The organism is Streptomyces niveiscabiei, from assembly GCF_001419795.1.
Classification (GTDB): domain Bacteria; phylum Actinomycetota; class Actinomycetes; order Streptomycetales; family Streptomycetaceae; genus Streptomyces; species Streptomyces niveiscabiei.
Window position 1 is genome coordinate 1 of sequence record NZ_LIRL01000064.1, and the last position, 14,864, is coordinate 14,864.

Annotated in this window: 11 protein-coding genes and 1 pseudogene; 10 read left to right on the forward strand and 2 right to left on the reverse strand. The window is 71.0% G+C overall.

Going from position 1 to position 14,864, the window contains the following annotated elements; all coding sequences use genetic code 11:
* Positions 1–166: 166 nt before the first annotated feature.
* Positions 167–787, forward strand: a complete 621-nt coding sequence (locus tag AOK24_RS04080; RefSeq protein WP_055718679.1) for a histidine phosphatase family protein — start codon at positions 167–169, stop codon at positions 785–787.
* Positions 788–845: 58 nt separating this feature from the next.
* On the opposite strand, the pseudogene AOK24_RS04085 reads toward AOK24_RS04080, so the two are convergent.
* A pseudogene (locus AOK24_RS04085) lies at positions 846–1,964 on the reverse strand (S1 family peptidase); the annotation flags it as partial.
* A gap of 719 nt (positions 1,965–2,683) precedes the next feature.
* Here AOK24_RS04085 and AOK24_RS04090 point away from each other — a divergent pair.
* The 6 genes from AOK24_RS04090 (at position 2,684) to AOK24_RS04115 (ending at position 10,338) form a co-directional block, all read left to right on the forward strand.
* A complete protein-coding gene (locus tag AOK24_RS04090) occupies positions 2,684–2,890 on the forward strand; it encodes a hypothetical protein (protein ID WP_055718680.1) in 207 nt (68 codons plus the stop codon).
* Between the two features lie 99 nt (positions 2,891–2,989).
* Positions 2,990–3,796, forward strand: coding sequence for an HlyD family efflux transporter periplasmic adaptor subunit (locus tag AOK24_RS04095; RefSeq protein WP_055718681.1), 807 nt, complete (start codon positions 2,990–2,992; stop codon positions 3,794–3,796).
* Positions 3,797–3,801: 5 nt separating this feature from the next.
* Positions 3,802–5,952, forward strand: coding sequence for an NHLP family bacteriocin export ABC transporter peptidase/permease/ATPase subunit (locus AOK24_RS04100; RefSeq protein ID WP_107103894.1), 2,151 nt, complete (start codon positions 3,802–3,804; stop codon positions 5,950–5,952).
* Positions 5,949–8,792 (forward strand): NHLP bacteriocin export ABC transporter permease/ATPase subunit, encoded by a 2,844-nt coding sequence (locus tag AOK24_RS04105; protein WP_055718683.1) that lies wholly within the window; start codon positions 5,949–5,951, stop codon positions 8,790–8,792. The genes AOK24_RS04100 and AOK24_RS04105 overlap by 4 nt, the downstream gene beginning before the upstream one ends.
* 321 nt (positions 8,793–9,113) lie before the next feature.
* Entirely contained in the window at positions 9,114–9,593 is a 480-nt protein-coding gene (locus tag AOK24_RS04110) for a hypothetical protein (RefSeq protein WP_109364631.1), read from the forward strand.
* 388 nt (positions 9,594–9,981) lie between these two features.
* A complete protein-coding gene (locus tag AOK24_RS04115) occupies positions 9,982–10,338 on the forward strand; it encodes an STAS domain-containing protein (protein ID WP_055718685.1) in 357 nt (118 codons plus the stop codon).
* 277 nt (positions 10,339–10,615) lie between these two features.
* Here AOK24_RS04115 and AOK24_RS04120 read toward each other — a convergent pair whose 3' ends face one another.
* Positions 10,616–11,050, reverse strand: coding sequence for a subtilase-type protease inhibitor (locus tag AOK24_RS04120; protein WP_055718686.1), 435 nt, complete (start codon positions 11,048–11,050; stop codon positions 10,616–10,618).
* Between the two features lie 406 nt (positions 11,051–11,456).
* Between AOK24_RS04120 and AOK24_RS04125 the strand changes: the two genes are divergently transcribed.
* The 3 genes from AOK24_RS04125 to AOK24_RS04135 all read left to right on the forward strand — a co-directional run.
* Positions 11,457–13,037, forward strand: coding sequence for a purine-cytosine permease family protein (locus tag AOK24_RS04125; protein WP_055718687.1), 1,581 nt, complete (start codon positions 11,457–11,459; stop codon positions 13,035–13,037).
* A complete protein-coding gene (locus AOK24_RS04130) occupies positions 13,034–13,711 on the forward strand; it encodes an alpha/beta fold hydrolase (RefSeq protein ID WP_055718688.1) in 678 nt (225 codons plus the stop codon). Before AOK24_RS04125 ends, AOK24_RS04130 begins: the two co-directional genes overlap by 4 nt.
* Before the next feature lie 20 nt (positions 13,712–13,731).
* Positions 13,732–14,864: lactate 2-monooxygenase (locus tag AOK24_RS04135; protein ID WP_055718689.1), on the forward strand; the 1,133-nt coding region annotated here is incomplete at its 3' end.

Consider the following 14,864-nt stretch of genomic DNA (forward strand, 5'->3'; position numbering starts at 1 on the left):
CGATGTGTATAAGCGACAGCACCTCGACAGTCCCCGCCACCCGCTTCCACGAAGCAGTCCGATCAGCGGGCCTAGGCCCCGACAAGGACATCCCCCACCTCACCCGCTCCCTGATCACCAAGTACGCGACGGACCTACGCCAGTTGGGCCTGTGGTAGAGAGCCCCATGCGCACCTTGCACGTCGTCACCCACCCCGAGGCCACCCACCACGTCGACCGCCTCGTCGGCGGCTGGTACGACTCGGCCCTCACCCCTGGCGGTCTGCGAGCCGCGACCCGCATCGCCCGCGCCCTACGGGAGCGCATCCCGCCGGAAGCCGAACCGGAGTTGTACGCGTCGGACCTCCTGCGCACCCGGCAGACGGCCGCTCCGATCGGCGAACTCCTTGGCGTGGAGCTGGTGTTCACCAGCGAGCTCAGGGAGAAGTCGTACGGAGAGGCGGAGGGCAGGCCCCAGGAGTGGCTCGACCAGCGGTTCGTGGCACCGCCCGCTCAGGGGGAACGGCTGTGGCACGACGAGGGGGTCGAGGGGGCGGAGACCAAGGGGGCGTGTGTGCGGAGGGTGTACGCCGCCCTGGCCCGCATCCTGGAACGCCCCTGCCCGCACCAGATCGTGGTCACTCACGGCGGCTCGCTGACGTTCGTCGTGGCGGCGTGGATCGGTATGCCGGCCGAGGCTGCGGGGCGCGTGAGTTTCCCGGTGCCCGCCGGGAGCATCACGACGCTGGTCGAGGACGACCGCTTCCACAACCGCCAGGTCACCACCCTCGGCGTCCTGCCCGTCTGAACACGCGAACGGCGCCCCGGAGATCTCCCCGGGGCGCCGATGTGATGGACCGTCAGAAGACGCTCACCCCGTACGCGTTGAGCGCCTCCGTGACCGGCTGGAAGAAGGTCGTTCCGCCGACCGTGCAGTTGCCGCTGCCGCCCGAGGTGAGGCCGAGGGCGGTGGTGCCGGAGAACAGGGAGCCGCCGCTGTCGCCGCGCTCGGCGCAGACGTTGGTCTGGATGAGGCCGCTGACGGTGCCCTCGGGGTAGTTGACGGTGGCGTCGAGGCCGAGGATCTGGCCGTCGTTGAGGCCGGTCGTCGAGCCCATCCGGAAGACCTGCGTGCCGACGGTCGCGTCCGCCGCCTGGAGGATCTGGACGTTCTGGCCGCCGCCGATGTTGACGTCGCTCGGCGCCTGCGTGTTCGCGTCGTCGTACTTGACGAGCGCGAAGTCGCCCTCGCCGGGGAAGGTCGCCTGGTCGACGGTGGCGATCGGCTGGCCGTTCGCGGAGTCGGACCACTGCTCCTCGGCGACAGCGCAGTGCCCGGCGGTGAGGAAGGCGGGCGAGCCGTCGCCTGCGGTGACGTTGAAGCCGGCCGAACAGCGGGCGCCGCCACCGAAGATGGCGTCACCGCCCGAGAGGAACGTCTTGAAGGTCCCGGCGGACTTCTTGACGGTGGCGACGTTCGCGCCGAGGGCGTTGACGGTCGATTCGAGCCGGTCCCACCGGGAGCCGGTGACCGTGGAGTCGGCGGTGACGAGAACCTTGTTCGTTCTGGGGTCGACGGCCCACGACGTGCCGGGGATGGTCGCCCGCGCCTTGAGGGTCTGCGCGGCCGACTCCAGCTTCGCCGTGCTGTTGGCGACCTCGCGGACCTTCGCGCCCGCCTTCTGCGCCTGCTCGACGGCGTTGTTCTGCTCGCCGGAGGCGTTCACGACGTTGACGACCAGCTGGTTGGCGTCGGAGTCGTAGTACGAGCCGGCGAACGCGTCGCCGAGCATCTTCGAGAGCTGGGAGGCGAGGGAGGAGACGTCGCCGGAGGACTTCAGCGTCTTCGGCGCGACGGAGGAGGCGTTCGTGTCACCGTCCTGCGAAGCGTTCGCGTTGGGCAGCAGGAGTGCCGCCGCTCCGAGCGCGGCCACACCTCCGACGGCTATCGCTGCCTTGCGCTTCGGGATTCGCTTGTGACTCACGTTCTTCGACCTCCTGAGGGGACGGGGTCTGTGCTGCCTCGTCGGCAGCTCCGTACAGCGGCGCCTTGGTTGGCCATGAGTACGCGGGTCTCCGGGAGGGCGTTCAAACCTGTTTCCCGTTTCTTTGCGAACGGCCGGGCGGCAGCGGGTAATCGGCCAACCCCTCATATGCCGCTGACCGGCACCGAAAGCGACAGAACCGGTCCGGGCAACTCGCCCACCAGAAGAGGAAGGACGCCCTCCCGTACATCCGCACCGGTCACGCCGGTTGTCTCAATCCCGCCGGTCCTGGCGGGAATCCCCGTCGCCGGACCTCTCCGTGATCGGCCGATGACTTTCCGCCGACAATTCGCGGCCGAATCCCCGGCCCAAGGAATCTGCACATCGATTGCTCATCGGAGTCACCTCGGTCGCACTTCCCGCACAACTCGGCAAACGCGTCGCAACGTTTGGCTCGGGAGTGCCGGATTCGCCTCGACAGCGCACCGCGCTCATCCGAGCGATCAAGTGCCTTCATGTGAAGAACTCGGCGGCGCGCTGTGGAAGCGCCTGCACGCTTCCGCACGGATCGGCCGTCAACTGCCCTCGGGGGAGGGGGGATTGATTGGAAGCCCGGGTGCGGGACTGCTTTGATCCAGTCGTCCCCCCGAGGGGGCCCGCTCCTCCGGCCTACGGAGGTCACCCCCTCAAGCACATCCATCAGGAAGGGAAGTTCCATCATGGACTCCATCCAGACCGTTGAGATCTCCGACGCCGAGCTCGACAACGTCTCCGGCGGCCTGACCCTCAACGCGCTGGGCACCGTCACCGACCTGGTCGACGGCATCGCTCCGGTCTCCGGCGTCGTCAACACCGCCGTGAGCACGGTCGAGGGTGTCACCGGCCTGAGCGTGGCCCCGGTCACCAACCTGGTCGCCGGTCTCTGATCGACGCCTCACAGTCGCTGAGCTCCGGAGCCGTGACCCGGCTCCGGGGCTCTTCGCTGCTTTCCGCACCGTGCTGACCGCCCGTCCCGTGAAGGTCGTATGCAGTTCCGCCAACAGGCCCTGAGCAAGCTCCAGTCGCCGGAGGACCTCGACCTGCCGGTGCGTTTCGCGCGTCCGCAGGGCTGGCTGGTGCTGGCGGTGACGGTCACCGCGCTGGCCGCCGGGTCCGTGTGGGCGGTCACCGGTTCGGTCGCCTCCACGGTGAGCGCGCCCGCCGTCCTCACCCACGGCGAGGGCAGCTACATCCTCCAGAGCCCGGCCGCCGGACAGGTCACCGCCGTCCTCGCGAAGGAGGGCCAACGGCTCGGCGCGAACGCCCCGTTGCTCCAGGTGCGGACGGCGCAGGGCGACGCGGTCGTCCGTACGGTCGCCGCCGGACGCGTCACCGCCATCGCCGCGACGATCGGCCAGATCATCTCGACCGGCGCGAACGTCGCCGCGATCGAGAAGGTGGCCCAGCCCGACGACCCGCTGTACGCGACCGTCTACGTCCCCGCGCAGAACGCGGCCACGATCCCCGAGAACGCCGCCGTCGACCTCACCGTCCAGACGGTCCCCACCCAGCAGTACGGCGTGCTGCGCGGCCATGTGAAATCGGTGGACCGCGCGGCCCAGTCGGCGCAGCAGATCGCCGCGTTCCTCGGTGACCAGCAGCTCGGCGAGCAGTTCACGAGCAAGGGGCGGCCCGTCGCGGTGCTCGTCCAGCTCGACAAGTCGGCGAAGACGAAGAGCGGTTACCGCTGGTCGTCGGCCGAGGGGCCGCCGTACGGGCTCGACTCCATGACGCTGGCCAGCGGTTCGATCAAGCTGGCCGAACAGCGGCCCGTCGACTGGCTGTTGCCGTGAGCGCCGTGAAGACGGTCCGTACGCCGACCGTGCTCCAGATGGAGGCCGTCGAATGCGGGGCCGCCTCCCTCTCGATGGTCCTCGCGCACCACGGGCGGCATGTCCCGCTGGAGGAGCTGCGCATCGCGTGCGGCGTCTCGCGGGACGGCTCGCGCGCCAGCAACCTCCTGAAGGCGGCCCGGAGTTACGGCTTCACCGCCAAGGGCATGCAGATGGATCTGGCGGCCCTGGAGGGCGTGCAGACCCCGGCGATCCTGTTCTGGGAGTTCAACCACTACGTCGTCTACGACGGCATGGGCCGCCGCTTCGGCCGGCGCGGCGTCTTCATCAACGACCCTGCCAAGGGGCGCCGGTTCGTCCCGATGGAGGACTTCGACGGCAGCTTCACGGGTGTCGTCCTGGTCCTGGAACCCGGCGAGGAGTTCGAGAAGGGCGGGCGCAAGGCGGGCGTGCTCGGCGCGATGCCGGCCCGGCTGCGCGGTACGGCGGGTACGCTCCCGGCGGCCGTCCTCGCGAGCCTGCTGCTGGTCCTGGTCGGCGCGGCGACGCCCGCGCTGAGCCGTCAGTACATCGACATGTTCCTCATCGGCGGCCAAACCTCGCTGCTGGGCGTCCTGTTCACGTCCATGGCGGCCTGCGTCCTGCTGACGGTCGCGCTGACCTGGCTCCAGCAGGCCAACCTCCACCACGGCCGCATCATCTCCTCGACCCTCTCCAGCGCCCGTTTCCTGCGCCACCTGCTGCGCCTGCCGGTGACGTTCTTCTCTCAGCGCAGCCCGGCCGACCTGGTGCAGCGCCTCCAGTCGAACGACGCGGTCGCCGAGACCCTGGCCCGCGACCTCGCCTCGGCGGGCGTGGACGCGGTGGTGGTGGTCCTGTACGCCGTGCTCCTCTACACGTACGACCCCCAACTCACCTTCGTCGGCGTCGGCGTCGCCCTCCTGAACATCGTCGCGATGCGTGTCGTGATCAAGCTGCGCGCGACCCGGACGGCCAAACTCCGCGCGGACAACGCCCGGTTGACCAACACCGCTTACACCGGGCTCCAGTTGATCGAGACGATGAAGGCGACCGGCGGCGAGGACGGCTACTTCCGCAAGTGGGCCGGGCAGCACGCGACGACGCTGGAGGAGCAGCAGCGGCTCGGCGTGCCGAGCGCCTGGCTCGGTGTGGTCGCGCCGACGCTCGCGACCCTCAACAGCGCGCTCATCCTGTGGATCGGCGGGATGCGCGCGATCGAGGGGCACATCTCGGTGGGCCTGCTGGTCGCCTTCCAGGCGCTGGTGGCCCGCTTCACGGCCCCGCTGACCCGCCTGAACGGCGTCGCGGGCCGCATCCAGGACTTCGCGGCGGACGTGGCCCGGCTGAAGGACGTGGAGAACTTCCGCGCCGACCCGCTGTACGACCGCCCCGGCGGCGCCGACTCGACGCGGCGCCTGCGCGGGCACGTGGAGCTCCAGAACATCACCTTCGGCTACAGCCCTCTCGACAAGCCGCTGCTGTCCGGTTTCGACCTCACCGTCGGCCCGGGCCAGCAGGTCGCGCTGGTCGGCGGCTCCGGGAGCGGCAAGTCGACGGTGTCCCGCCTGATCTCCGGCCTCTACACGCCGTGGGAGGGCGTGATCCGCATCGACGGGCAGCGCCTGGACGACATCCCGCGCGGCGCGCTCGCCGCGTCGGTGTCCTTCGTCGACCAGGAGGTGTTCCTCTTCGAGGGGTCGGTCCGCGACAACGTGGCGCTGTGGGACCCGTCGATCACGGACGAGGCGGTGACCGAGGCGCTGCGGGACGCGGCCCTGTACGACGTGGTGACGCGCAGGCCGGGCGGCATCCAGAGCAAGGTGGAGCAGGACGGCCGGAACTTCTCCGGCGGGCAGCGGCAACGCCTGGAGATCGCGCGGGCGTTGGTGCGCAGGCCGAGCGTCCTGGTCCTCGACGAGGTGACCAGCGCGCTCGACGCGGAGACCGAGCTGGTCGTCATGGACAACCTGCGGCGGCGCGGCTGCGCCTGCGTGGTGATCGCGCACCGGCTCAGCACGGTCCGCGACAGCGACGAGATCGTCGTTCTCCAGCACGGCACGATCGTGGAGCGCGGACGGCACGAGGAGCTGGTGGCGCGCGGCGGCGCGTACGCGGCGCTGGTGAGGGAGCGGTGACGGTGCAGGACGGCGACCTGGTCCTCGGGGCGCTCGGGCAGTCGGGCACCCGCTTCGACTGCGCGGGCTCCGCGCGGCTCGACCTGGAGGGGCCGCAGGTGCTGTGGCTCGTCGCGTCGGGCGCGCTCGACCTGTTCGCGGTGGATGCGGGGCAGGAGGGCCACTGGCACCACCTCGGCCGCCTGGAGACGGGTTCGCTGCTGCTGGGCCCGGTCGCGGGGGCGCAGCACACGCTGGTGGCGCGGCCGGTGCGCGACTGCGTCGTCCACCGGATCGGGCTGCGCGAGCTGTACCAGCCGGTGCAGCGGGAGGTGTGGTCGTACGACGAGTACGGCAATCCGCAGTACGCCCCGCTGACGACCAGCCCTCTGGAGTACGCCCTCTCCCTGGGCGTCGGCCGCAGCCTCTCCATCCTCTTCCAGGCCCCGATGGGCGCGGCGGAAGATGGGGGTGCCCCCGCGCGAGTTCATTCGAGCGTGGGGGAGGACGAGGACGTGTTCTGGATGCAGGTGCCGCCCGGCAGCGTCCAGTACGGCACGCTGTACGGCCAGGAGGCCGCCGCCGACCTGCTGATGGACCCGGCCGTCTGGCAGAGCATGGTCGACCAGCAGTACCGGCTCCTCACCACCCTCGACCGCTGGATCGAGCAGCTCGAACGCACCCACGAGACGCGTGCCGCCGCCGGGATCAAGGCCGGTGAGGCGGTCCGCGTCCAGGCCGACCGGACCCTGCTCGCGTCCATCAAGAAGCCCTCGGCGTCCCGGCGTTCGACGTCCGCCGACGCGGATGCCACGTTCGCGGCGTGCAAGCTGGTCGCCCAGGCCGCCGGGATCGCGCTGACCGAGCCGGCGCGGATGGGTGCCGTCAACGACCGGCTCGACCCGGTCGAACAGGTCGCCCTCGCCTCCCGCGTGCGCGTACGGGCCGTACGGCTCGACGGGCGCTGGTGGCGGGACGACGTGGGCCCTCTCGTCGGGCACCGCGCGCTGTCCGGGGCGCCGGTCGCGCTGCTGTGGCGGCGTGGCGGGTATGTCGCCGTGCATCCCGGGACCGGGCGGGAGACGCCGGTCGAGAAGGCGAACGCGAGCGAGTTCGAGCCGCGCGCGGTGATGTTCTACCGGCCGCTGCCCGACCGTCCCATGGGTCCGCTGGGTCTGCTGCGGTTCAGCATGCGCGGGACCCGGGGCGACCTCGCGCTGCTCCTGCTGAGCGGGCTGGTGACGGTGGCCATCGGGGCGCTGGTGCCGATCGCGACCGGCAAGGTGCTCGGGGAGTTCGTACCGCGCGCGCAGGAGGGGCTGATCGTCCAGGTGTGCCTGGCCGTCATGCTCAGCAGTGTCGTCGCCGCCGCGTTCATCCTGTTGCAGAACCTGACGATCCTGCGGCTTGAGGGGCGGATCGAGTCGACGCTCCAACCCGCCGTGTGGGACCGCCTGTTGCGGCTGCCGACGAAGTTCTTCTCCTCCCGCTCCACGGGTGAACTGGCCAGCGCGGCCATGGGGATCAGCGCGATCCGGCGGCTGATGGCCGGTCTCGGGCCGTCCGTCGCGCAGTCGTTGACGGTCGGCGCGATGAACCTCGGGCTGCTGCTCTGGTACAGCGTGCCGATGGCGATGGCCGCGATCGGGATGCTCGTCGTCATCGGCGCGGTCTTCCTCGGGCTCGGGCTGTGGCAGGTGCGGTGGCAGCGGCGGCTCGTCGTCCTGTCCAACAAGCTCAACAACCAGGCGTTCCAGACGCTCCGGGGGCTGCCGAAGCTGCGCGTCGCCGCCGCCGAGAACTACGCGTACGCCGCCTGGGCGTCCGAGTTCGCCCGCAGCCGTGAGCTCCAGCACCGGCTGGGCCGGATCAAGAACCTCAACGCCGTGCTCGGCGCGGTGTATCTGCCGGTGTGCACGCTGCTGATGTTCATGCTGCTCGCGGGGCCGGCGCGCGGGAGCATGTCCGCGTCCGACTTCCTCACCTTCAACACGTCGGTGACGATGCTGCTGACCTCGGTGACGTCCCTGACCGGGGCGTTCGTCTCCGCCGTCGCCGCGCTGCCGCTGTTCGAGGAGATCCGGCCCGTGCTGGAGGCGACGCCTGAGGTGCGGGGTGCGGCGACCCGGCCGGGTCCGCTGACCGGGGCGATCGAGGCCCGCCGGCTGTCCTTCCGGTACTCCGACGACGGGCCGCTCGTCCTCGACGACGTGTCCTTCGAGGTCCGCCCGGGCGAGTTCGTCGCGGTCGTGGGGCCCAGCGGGTGCGGCAAGTCCACTCTGCTGCGGCTGCTGATCGGCTTCGACCGTCCCGTGTCCGGGAGTGTCCTCTACGACGGGCAGGACCTCTCCGCGCTGGACCAGTCCGCCGTCCGGCGGCAGTGCGGGGTCGTCCTCCAGCACGCCCAGCCGTTCAGCGGGTCCATCCTCGACGTCATCTGCGGGACCGAGTCCTACACGCCGGAGGAGGCGATGGCCGCCGCCGAACTCGCCGGGCTCGCGGACGACATCAAGCGGATGCCGATGGGGCTGCACACCATCGTCTCCGGCGCGGGCGCCATCTCCGGGGGACAGCGGCAGCGGCTGATGATCGCCCAGGCCCTCATCCGCCGGCCCCGCATCCTCTTCTTCGACGAGGCGACCAGCGCGCTGGACAACGAGACGCAGCGGGTGGTCATCGAGTCGACCCGGAAGCTGAACGCCACGCGGGTGGTGATCGCGCATCGGCTGTCGACCGTGATGGACGCGGACCGGGTGGTGGTCATGGAGAACGGGAAGGTCGCGGAGGTGGGGGCGCCAGGGGAGTTGCTGGCGAATGCTGGGGGGCGGTTGCACGAGTTGGTGCGGAGGCAGATGGCGTAGGGGGTGGTGAAGGCGGCTGGGCTCAGGGGGTGTTGAGGGCGGAGTGTCGCGCATCCGCCCCCACTCGCATGAAACCCGCCGTGGCCTCAATGGGTGTTGACCCCCATAGTCGATCCCGCCACGGCCGGGGCAGGATGGTCCGGTAGGGCGACGGGGGGCCCGGCATTCCGTGTTGCCCCAGGTCAGGGCGCATCTCAGGGGGATGCGTCCGGTGGGTTCGGACGGGGGAACGGGTGCGTTAGGTGGGCCGGCTCTCGTACTCGACTCGGTGGAACTGTCGCCCCGTCCCGCCCTCTTCTGACACCGACCCCAGGGAAGCCGATGCCCCAGAACAGGCCCACGCGTCGAGGTGGACCGCGCCTCAAGGACTTCCTGTTGGTGGGGGCGCCGCTGGCGGCGGGCTTCCTCCTGGTCTCCAACCCCTGGGTGCGGCTGGGGTTCGTCCCCGTGGCCGTCATGGCGGGCGCGGCCCTGGGCAGCGCCCGCGCGCCGAAGCCGGACTGCCCGACCCCTTCCGGCACGTTCTACGAGTTCGACGCGGAGAAGCTCGCGCAGTGGTGCGATTCCGCCCAGCTCCGGGCCGCGGCCCCGCATGTCCGGCACCTGCTGGTCCTGAGGACCACGAAAGAGGCCACGGTGAAGTGCCTTCTGCTGATCGAGTCGGACACGAACTCGGCGTTACTGGAGTTCGCGGCGCCGGTCCCCGCGGTCGCCGCGCTGCGCAAGGCGGCGGAGGAGGACCAGCAGCCGTTGATGCAGCGCTTCGCCAAGGCCCGCCTCCTGCCCGCGTCCCCGGACTGACCATGCCCCGTCTCCTCAAAGCCGTCACCACCGCAGCGGCCCTCGCGACAGCGGCCCTGCTCCTCCTGACGCTGGCGGCCCGGGTGCCACCCGGAGCGCCTCTGGGCAGCGTCCTGCGCGCGGCACTGGGCGTCCTGCTGGCCAACCTCGCGCTCGGCTGGGCCCTGTACGTCAAACGCCTCTTCGCACCCACCCGAAACACCTCACGTACACCGGCACAACGAACACAGTCCCGGCGCAGTTCCCCACGGCCCCGGTCAATCCCGGGAGCGGAAATTCACCAGGTCGAGTGAACTAGATCTTGCGGGGTGCTGTGAAGGGATGGTTCGCGGTGGTGCGGGGTAGCTTCCGGGACCGGAGCGAGCCCCCTGCCGAGGTGGAACAGGACATGACGCCACCGGCCAATCCGCACGCGCGGACCAGGTCCAGCGGCCGGTTCACCGTCGTCGAGGTGACCGGGGAGATCGACCTGGCGACCGCGGACCTGCTGGCGGAGCATCTGGACGCGGCGAGCAGGAGGGAGACGCCGGATGTGCTCGTGGACCTGCGGCGGGTGGAGTTCTTCGACTGCTCGGGCCTGCGCGCGCTGTGCCGCGCGGAGGAGCGGGCGCGGCGCGGCGGCGGCCGGCTGCGGCTGGTCGTCGAGGGGCGTGCCGTACGGCGGCTGCTGGTGGCCGCGCGGCTGACGGACCGTTTTCCGCCACTGGCGGAGATCCCCGGTGAGGAACCGGAGTTCGAGGAGTGACCTTGGGGGCCCGGGAGTCGACCCTCAAGGGGTGAACCCCGGGAACCGGCGGCGGCCCCACCCCGCCTTTCCGGTCCCCGGGGTCCCAGGAGTCACAGGCCCTCCCGTGTCCAGGACTCGCACTCCCCAGTCACGAGCCTCTCGTGGCGTCCACAGGGACCCCGCGACTCCGGTCTCGGCGAGCGGCCCGCGCTGACCGCGGTCCGCCCAGAACTCGGCCCGCCCAGCGGGCGGTTCACTCAGAACGCGGCCCGCGTGGAGGGCGGCGCGTGGCCGTCTAGAACGCGAACACGCTGCTCGCGCCCGCGTTCTTGACGCACTCGTTGGCGAACGTCCGCTCGTAGGCGACGCGCCGGCCCTGCCAGACGCCGTCGACGGTGACGACGACCGGGTCGTACTGCTTGGTGCAGGGTCCGCTCGCCCGCATCGCGAGCGCCTCGAAGTCGCCGCCGGCGGCGCGGAGTTCGGCGCAGGCGAGGGCGGCGGCCGGGTGGGTCCCGGAGGCGGTGGGCGCGCAGTTCAGGGTGACGGCGCGGGCCGGTGTCGTACCGGCGGCGCGTTCGCCGTGCCCGACGGTCAGCACGAGGGCCGACGGCGCGTACAGGGAGGCCTGGCCTGCGGACGGGGCTGCGGGCGCGGACCCGGTGAGGGGCCCGCACACGGTGACGGCCGCGAGGCCGCCGATCACTGCCCAGCGCGCGGTGTTCCGCATCGTGTGCTTCCTTCCGCTCGGTTGGAGTCTGTGCCGCCGGTCACCGGGTGGGTGCCGCTCGGCGGACGCCACTCTGCCGGGTCCGGCGCCGGACTTCACATCGACCCCACAGATTTCAGTAACCTTGCGTATTCAATCAGTGGCGTGAAGCGACAGGATTCGAACGCGAGAACGCCGCAGGCAAGCGCTTCATGATCCTCTTCCCGGCCCGGATGGCCGGTTCTCGTAGGTTCGGCAATCGACCTGAAACATTCCCTTCACATACTCCGGGCCGAGCAATGGTCGAACCATCCACTTCACCCCGCCAGTTGTAGACGAATCAACCTCTGGCAGGCGCCCGCGCGCGAGCCGTACGGTCACCGCACCCCTCAGAACCAGCCTCCGCCGCCGCCCCGTTGGAGCCCCCATGACGTCCCCTGAGTCATCATCAGCACAGCCGCCGTCCCTGACCGAGGTAGAGCCCTACGGCGTGGAGCGCATCCCCGACGCCGACCGCACCGCGCGCCCGCTGGACCTGTTCCGGCTGGCGTTCGGCGGCGCCAACACGTTCTCCACGTGCGTGCTGGGCGCGTTCCCGGTCCTCTTCGGCCTCTCCTTCTGGCAGGGCCTCGCGGCGACGCTCCTGGGGGTCCTCGTCGGCGCCCTGATCCTGTGCCCGATGGCCGTGTTCGGCCCGGCCAACGGCACGAACAACGCGGTCTCCTCCTCCGCGCACCTGGGCGTGCACGGCAGGATCGTCGGCTCGTTCCTCTCGCTGCTCACGGCCGTCGCGTTCTTCTCGATCTCCGTGTGGAGCAGCGGCGACGCCCTGGTCGGCGGCGCGCACCGGCTGCTGGACCTCCCGCGCGGGGACGCGTCGTACGCCGTCGCGTACGCGCTGTTCGCCGGTCTGGTGCTCACCGTGTGCGTGTACGGCTTCCGGTTCATGCTGTTCGTCAACAAGGTCGCCGTGCCGACCGCGACCGTCCTGTTCCTGGTCGGCGTGGTCGCGTTCGCCGGGGATTTCGACCCCTCGTACGCGGGCGCGTTCTCGTCGACGTCCGACGCGGCGTTCTGGCCCGCGTTCATCGGCGCCGCACTGATCGTGCTGTCGAACCCGGTGTCGTTCGGGGCGTTCCTCGGGGACTGGTCGCGCTACATCCCGGCGGACACGCCGCGCCGCCGGGTGGTGGGCGCGGCGTTCCTGTCGCAGCTCGCGACGCTGTTGCCGTTCGGGTTCGGCCTCGGCACGGCCAGCATCATCGCCGCGCGGGCGCCCGCGTACGTCGACCCGGCGGCCCCGGACTTCGTCGGCGGCCTGCTGGCGATCTCCCCGGGCTGGTTCTTCCTGCCGGTGTGCCTGCTCGCGCTGATCGGCGGCATGGCGACGGGTACGACGGCCCTGTACGGCACCGGCCTGGACTTCTCGTCGGTGTTCCCGCGTCTGAGCCGGGTGCGGGCCACGTTGCTGGTCGGCGGGCTGGCGATCGCGTTCATCTTCGTGGGCCGGTTCGCGCTGGACGTCGTGCAGTTGATCTCGACGTTCGCGACGATGATCGTGACGTGCACGACGCCGTGGATGGTCGTCATGATGCTGGGCTTCTGGACGCGGCGCGGCTGGTACGACGCGGACGCCCTCCAGGTCTTCAACCGCCGTCAGCGCGGCGGGCGTTACTGGTTCGCGCACGGCTGGAACTGGCGCGGGATGACCGCCTGGTGGGTGGCGGCGCTGGTCGGCGTGCTGTTCACGAACATCCCCGGCCAGTTCGTGGGCCCGCTCGGCGACCTCGCGAACGGCGTCGACATCAGCCTGCCGCTGTCGCTGGTCGTCGCGGCGGTGCTGTTCCTGTCGCTGCTGCGGATCTTCCCCGAACCGCGCGCGGCGTACGGGCCGGAGGGCGCGCGGTTCGCGAAGACCGTGGACATGCCCGTGCCGCCGATCACCGGGAACGGTGTTCTGCCTGGTCAGGACGGATTGTCAGACCCGTCGGCTACCTTGCGGACATGACCGGATTCGTGTTGGTGGCAGGGGCTTGGCTCGGGGCGTGGGCGTGGGACGAGGTGGCGGCGGAGCTGCCGTCGGCCCATCCGCTCACGCTGTCGGGGCTCGCGGAGAAGCGGGATCTGCCTGCGGGGCAGCAGACGCATGTGCGGGACATCGTCGAGGAGATCGAGCGGCTCGACCTGCGGGACGTGGTGCTCGTGGGGCACAGCTACTCGGGCGTGCCGGTGGGGCAGGCCGCCGAGCGGATCGGGGAGCGGCTGCGGCGGGTGGTGTTCGTCGACGCGAACGTGCCGGTGGACGGGCAGGGGTTCCTGGACGGCTGGGACAGCGACTGGGTGCGGGAGGCCCTCGCGGCGCACGGCGGGTGCTGGCCGCCGCCGCCCGTCGAGCAGTTCGTGGAACTGGGCCTGACGCCCGAGCAGTCGGCCCGGATCGTCGCGGGCGCGACCCCGCACCCGGGCGCCACCCTCACCGAGCCGGCCGCCCTCACCGGCACGCTGCCCGACCTCCCGGCGACGTACATCAAGTGCCTCCTCGACGGCGAGGAACCGCTCCCGGCGGTCACGGAGTTGCTCAAGAATCCGTCCTGGGACCTGATCCGTATGGACAGCGGGCACTGGCCGATGTTCTCTCAGCCTCGTGAACTCGCCCGCATTCTGCGGGAGATCGCGGAGTAATCTCGGAGTAAGGGAGCGACATGGGGCAGCACGCGGCGGACTTCCAGTACGAGATCTACCTCAACGGCCTGACCGGCGCGGTGCCCCGGCTGCCCACCGATCTCACGGCGCTGGAGGAGATGGCCGAACGGCGCCTCGGCCCCGGCCCGGTCGGATACGTCGCGGGCAGCGCCGGGGACGGCAGTACGGCGCGCGCGAACCGGGCGGCCCTGGAGCGGCGCCGGATCGTGCCGCGCATGCTGCGGGACGTCGCCGAGCGGGACCTGTCCGTCGAGGTGCTGGGCCGTACGCTGCGCGCGCCGCTGGCGCTGGCTCCGATCGGGGTGCTGTCGATCCTGCACCCCGGCGCGGAACCGGCGGCTGCACGGGCGGCTGCCGCGCAGGGCGTGCCGTACGTGCTGTCGTCGGCGTCCAGCACGCCGATGGAGGAGGTCGCCTCGGCTATGGGGGACGCCGAGCGGTGGTTCCAGCTGTACTGGTCCAAGGACCGCGAGGTGACCCGGAGTTTCCTGAGCCGGGCGCGGGCCACCGGGTTCTCCGTCCTCGTCGTCACGCTGGACACGCCGCTGCTCGCGTGGCGCCCGCGCGATCTGGACCAGGCGTATCTGCCGTTCCTGCACGGGGTGGGCACGGCCAACCACTTCACCGACCCGGCGTTCCTGTCGGGCCTCGCGAAGTCACCCCAGGAAGACCTGAACTCGGCCGTCCTGCGCTTCGTGAGCCTCTTCGCCGACCCCGGCAAGACCTGGCCCGACCTCGCCTTCCTCCGCGAGAACTGGCCCGGCCCGATCATCCTCAAGGGCATCCTCCACCCCGACGACGCCCGCCTCGCCGCCGACGCCGGAATGGACGGAGTCGTGGTCTCCAACCACGGCGGACGCCAGGTCGCCGGTTCCGTCGCGGCTGCGGACGCGCTCCCCCGGATCGCCGAAGCGGTCGGCGACCGCCTGACAGTCCTGTTCGACAGCGGAGTCCGGACCGGGGCAGACATGTTCAAGGCCCTCGCCCTCGGAGCGCGTGCGGTACTACTGGGCCGCCCGTACGCATACGGCCTCGCCCTCGACGGACAGCCCGGCGTCGAGCACGTGATCCGGTCCCTGCTGGCCGAGTTCGATCTCACGCTGGCGTTGTCGGGGCATGCGGGGGTGGGGAC

What these genes read in the sequence shown, in the direction of transcription:
- AOK24_RS04115 (WP_055718685.1), top strand. Translation starts at nt 9,982, where the DNA reads ATGACGCCACCGGCCAATCCGCACGCGCGGACCAGGTCCAGCGGCCGG.
- AOK24_RS04080 (WP_055718679.1), top strand. Translation starts at nt 167, where the DNA reads ATGCGCACCTTGCACGTCGTCACCCACCCCGAGGCCACCCACCACGTC.
- AOK24_RS04090 (WP_055718680.1), top strand. Translation starts at nt 2,684, where the DNA reads ATGGACTCCATCCAGACCGTTGAGATCTCCGACGCCGAGCTCGACAAC.
- AOK24_RS04120 (WP_055718686.1), bottom strand. Translation starts at nt 11,050, where the DNA reads ATGCGGAACACCGCGCGCTGGGCAGTGATCGGCGGCCTCGCGGCCGTC.
- AOK24_RS04110 (WP_109364631.1), top strand. Translation starts at nt 9,114, where the DNA reads ATGCCCCAGAACAGGCCCACGCGTCGAGGTGGACCGCGCCTCAAGGAC.
- AOK24_RS04125 (WP_055718687.1), top strand. Translation starts at nt 11,457, where the DNA reads ATGACGTCCCCTGAGTCATCATCAGCACAGCCGCCGTCCCTGACCGAG.
- AOK24_RS04130 (WP_055718688.1), top strand. Translation starts at nt 13,034, where the DNA reads ATGACCGGATTCGTGTTGGTGGCAGGGGCTTGGCTCGGGGCGTGGGCG.
- AOK24_RS04095 (WP_055718681.1), top strand. Translation starts at nt 2,990, where the DNA reads ATGCAGTTCCGCCAACAGGCCCTGAGCAAGCTCCAGTCGCCGGAGGAC.